At 40.4% G+C, this 4,038-nt stretch carries 2 protein-coding genes; both read left to right on the plus strand.

Features of this window, described 5'->3' with window-relative positions; genetic code table 11:
* Positions 1-611 precede the first annotated feature (611 nt).
* Positions 612-1,301 (plus strand): hypothetical protein, encoded by a 690-nt coding sequence (locus tag AACT23_RS13710; RefSeq protein ID WP_094126887.1) that lies wholly within the window; start codon positions 612-614, stop codon positions 1,299-1,301.
* A gap of 2,134 nt (positions 1,302-3,435) precedes the next feature.
* Positions 3,436-3,609 (plus strand): DUF3709 domain-containing protein, encoded by a 174-nt coding sequence (locus tag AACT23_RS13715; protein ID WP_141195536.1) that lies wholly within the window; start codon positions 3,436-3,438, stop codon positions 3,607-3,609.
* Positions 3,610-4,038: the final 429 nt, after the last annotated feature.

Here is a 4,038-nt window from a genome sequence, read left to right on the forward strand (position 1 = left end):
GCGTTGCTCACCACTTAACGCGGCGTTAGCTGAGGTTAAGGAAAACCATAAAATTAAGCGTTTATTTTTCTTAGTTTGAGGCTCTAGCTTTACACCTGAACGTCAGCACTTTTCCGCGTATCTCGCCAGTGGCACTGTTCGTGAAGCGGTTGAACTAACCGAAGTCTGTTTACGGGAAGTGGTGTGTTTGTTTATTTCTTTGGTGTGGCTTCTTTGGTTTTGAAGCTCTTTCGCGCTTAAATGGATTTCGCGCACTTGGCCGTTGGCTTCTTCGAAAGAATCCTTTGTAAATTTAAGTTCTAAAAGCTCGTCAAGTTTTCCTGTTATTTCTTCTTTGCCAAGTGCGTTTCGTGGATTAGGTATTAGTTTCTCAGTTGTCCGTTTTACTTTGTCGCTTGAAAGCAATAATGTGTTTTAAATTAGGCCGTTGGATAGTCAATCTCCGGCTAAAGTGCAGCAGCTAACAAACGGCTCAAGAGGGATTGCCAACGCTTGGCGACTTTAGTGCAAAATTGAAATTCAGTGTTTACAGTATGTTTTTTTAGTTCGGTGGTGCGTTGTCAACCCCTTAGCCGGGCGTTATGAATTTCTAGTTTCAGCAAGGGGGTAGCTTGAAGGATAATTTACTGACAGATTGCGTACTTATATTAGAAAAGTCAGAGTTGAAAGTCTTTAACGTAGAGACAGAAAGCCAATTAATAAACTGGATTTGGTTGCCGATTATGCAGTTTATTACGGGGCTTAAAGATGTTTTTCTACCGACATCGATTGGAGCAGTGATATGGGTAGTGTTGTTTCTGGGTACATTATTGGTAACAACATTACTTGAATTGCCTGCGAGTATAATAAATTACGGCTCTATTGTATGTATTGTACTCCCAATAGTAGCAATGCTATTTGCCACTCCTAGTTTTTATGCTACATCTGGTCTCAAAAACGTTAATGTAGATTACATATCAAAACTCATCTTACAGAAATCAGAAGGGGATAAAGACAAGGTTGAGCTTTTAGATTCTAGTTTTGAATATATAGAGCAACGAATAGAGTCAAGACATAAATTTTATCGAATGCTTATTGGGGCGTATTGGGCTTATAACATTCTTTTTGCTAACTTGGTGCATAAACAAGTAAATACAATTGAAGTTGTTTGGGTATCTATACTAGATGCTAGCTTTTATTTAGTACTTTGTTGGTTATTGTATCTTTCGTATAAAAGGGGAGCAGATATTTTGATTCGAACTATCAGGCTTTCTTTTAAAAATGCAGCTAGATTAGCTAGTGCTGCGAAAGAAATATCATAACAAGCAATTTAAGAGGGATTCACAACGCTCGGCATTTTCGCTTCTACTTCAAATTTAGTGTTTATGGCACAATGCTTTAGGTTTGGATGGAAGCGTTGTTCACCCCTTAATTGGGCGTTATGCTTAATCACCAACAATCAGTGGGTTATGGTCTTTCTTTGTTCCCTTGGCATGTGAGTTTTGTCTTTCTCGGCAAGTTGGCTTCAGTGGGCGCTGCTTTCTGGACACTTATTCTTTGGCGCTAAAATTCTGTGAGTTGCATCAGTTAATTTTCGGGCAAGCGCGAGGTTAGGACGGTTGGCTCAATCAGAAATTTGATCTTAGGTTTTTCAGTTTGAGCAGCCAAAGTTCAAAGTCTGATTTTCAAAATTATGAGTCATTTCTGTTTTCTACGTTTTGGTTTTTGTTTGTGAATCAAAGTCGAGTTAATCTTGGTTTGGGTAAAAGGTAAGCCATTGAAGCTTAAGCATAACAAAGCGTTAAAGAGGGACTTGGCACGCGTGGCATTTCCAGTTTGCGTTAGGTTTAGTGGTTAAGGTGTTATGCGTTCACTTTTGTAGTGCGTGCCTGCGCCCCTTAACGCAGCGTTAGCTTAAAACAATGAAAATCAATTGGTTGTGGTCTTTTCTTTCTTCCCTTGGCAATTCGCTTAGGTTTTTCGGCAAATCAGCATTGTTTGCCAACGCGAGTTTTTAGCCGTTGCCTCAATGGAGTTTTGGGATTGCGCGAGGTTAGTAAGCTTGGCTCAAAGTCGCTTTGGAAGTTTTGCTTTCGCTTTGAGTTTTCCGAAAATGATTTATCAAAATTTTCGAGTTTTCAAATCGCACGAAAGGCCACAAAGTTTGAGTCAATTCGGGTTTTAAAACTCTGACTGTTTGTTAGGAATCCAAATCAGGTTAATCTCGGGCTTAGTAAATCTAAGGTGCTGAAATTTAAGCTAACAAACTGCTTAAGAGGGATTCGCAATGCGTGGCATTTTCAGCATGCGGTGAGTTTCGTGATTAAGGCGGTGTGCGGTAGCTTTCGCAGTGTATTGCTCACCCCTTAGCAGGGCGTTAGCTTAAAACAATGAAAATCAATCGGTTGTGGTCTTTTCTTTCTTCCGTTGGCAATTCGTTCAGTTTTTTCGGCAACTCAGCATTGTTTGCCAATACGAGTTTTGAGCTGTTGCCTCAATTGAATTTTGGGATTGCGCGAGGTTAGCAAGTTTGGCGCAAAGTCGCTTTGGAAGTTTTGCTTTCGCTTTGAGTTCTCCGAAGATGAATTCTCAAAAATTTACTTGTTTCAAAGTAAATGAACGGCCACAAAGTTTGAGTCAATTCGGGTTTTAAAACTTAGGCAGTTTGCTGGCTTCCCAAATCAGGTTAATCTCGGATTTGGTTGATCTAAGATGCTGAAATTTAAGCTAACAAACTGTTCAAGCAGATTCGGCATGCGTGGCATTTTTGGTTTGCGTTGGTTTTAGTGATTACGTAGTGTTGCGGAAGCTTTCGTAGTGCATGCCTCACTACTTAACAGGGCGTTAGGCAAAGTGAGTTTTTATCAGCTAAGTCGAGTTTGAATTGAACGGTAAATGCCATGTTTTCTAGCTTAAGTTAAGCAATAAATAATCATCACATATTTGTTGTTTCTTGATCGCGTTGAGTTGTTTTTCGTTGTGAGTTTAGCGGCAAAATAACCTTCAGCATCCAAACGTCCGCCGAGCATGCTACGCTCGTCACTTTTCTTCCAAATCGCTCAATTTGAGTTTTTTGTTTCTTTGCTGAGTTAGAGTTTTGGTTTATAAATGAATCCGTTAGTTTGTTTCAAGTTTACAAAAAAGCTCGTTCTTTAGTTTTGAAAGTGTTGGTGTCAATCAGTTGGCCTAACAAACGGCTCAAGAGGGATTGCCAACGCGTGGCAGCTTTAGTGCAAAGTTGAAGTTCAATGTTTACAGTGTGTTTTTTAAGTTCGGTGGTGCGTTGTCAACCCCTTAGCCGGGCGTTATGCTTAATCTATTAAAATCAATTGTTTGTGGTTTTCGATCTCTTTGGCTTTTCGTTCAGTTTTGTCGGCAATTCAATATTGTTCGTCGCTGTCTAACGAAGCGGCAATGTTTCTGGCGCTGTAACTTCTGAGTGATTGCCTCATTGGGTTGTTGAGTCTGCGCGAGGTGAGTTTTGCTCTTTCAAGTCGCTTTGAGCAGTTTGGTGCCTTTACTTATAGGCTGAAAGTCTGTCGGCAATTGAGCATTGTTTTTCGCTGCCTAATGAAACAGCAATGTGTTTATCGCTGTATGTTTCAGCGTGATTGCCTCATTGAGTTGTAGCACCAACATGTTGTAAGTGGGTTTGTCGGAGAGGGTTTCCACATTGGCTGATTTTTAGGATGAAAGCCTGTATTGGTCAGTTCATAGGTAAAAGTTGAGCCAGTTCTAATTCAATGAAAGTCGAAGTTTGGTCAATGATTTCAGTGAGTTATTCTTGAGTTGGTTCAAATGTAAAGTGTTGAAGCTTAAGCATAACAAACGCCTCAAGAGGGACTGTCAACGCGCGGCGTTTCCAGTCCCATTGAGCCGCGGTGGTTACGGTTGTTGTGTTTGGGTTTAGTGGTAATGCGTTGTCAGCCCCTTAGGCGGGCGTTAGGCAAAGTGAGTTTTTATCAGCTAAATCGAGTTGGAATTGAACGGTAAATTCCATGTTCTCATGGCTGAACTTAAGCAATAAATAATCATCACATATTTGTTGTTTCTTGATCG

The sequence above is a fragment of the Vibrio sp. V09_P4A23P171 genome, assembly GCF_963875615.1.
Lineage (GTDB): Bacteria > Pseudomonadota > Gammaproteobacteria > Enterobacterales > Vibrionaceae > Vibrio > Vibrio anguillarum.